Consider the following 458-nt stretch of genomic DNA (forward strand, 5'->3'; position numbering starts at 1 on the left):
TCAGGAAGAAGAACGGCATCAGGATGCCCAGCGACAGCAGGGGGGAGCGCAGCATCGCGGCCACCCCCATCGAGAACAGCGCGATCAGCGTCATGTAGAGCCCGCCGCCGAAGACCGCGCGCAGCACCCCGTCGTCGCCGATGGACGCCCTGAGGTCGCCGAGCATCAGCTGGCCCAGGAAGAAGGTGGCGAAGCTGGTCGCCATGCCGACCGCGAACGCCAGCGCGGTGGCCACGGCGAGCTTGCTGAACAGGAAGACGCCGCGCTTGGGCACGGCCGCCAGCGAGGCGCGGATCATCCCGGTGCTGTACTCGTTCGACACCACCAGCACCCCGAACACGATCATCGCGAGCTGGCCCAGGCTGGTCCCGGCGAAGCTGATGAACGTCGGGTCGAAGGAGAGTCTCTCCCGCTCGCTGAGGTTGTCGAACTCGTTCTTCGACAGCGCCGAGATCAGC

Annotated in this window: 1 pseudogene; it reads right to left on the reverse strand. The window is 67.0% G+C overall.

Features of this window, described 5'->3' with window-relative positions:
* Nucleotides 1-458, reverse strand: a pseudogene (locus LPA54_RS38270) (ABC transporter permease); the annotation flags it as partial.

Source organism: Streptomyces sp. DH12 (assembly GCF_020873895.1).
Classification (GTDB): Bacteria; Actinomycetota; Actinomycetes; order Streptomycetales; family Streptomycetaceae; genus Streptomyces.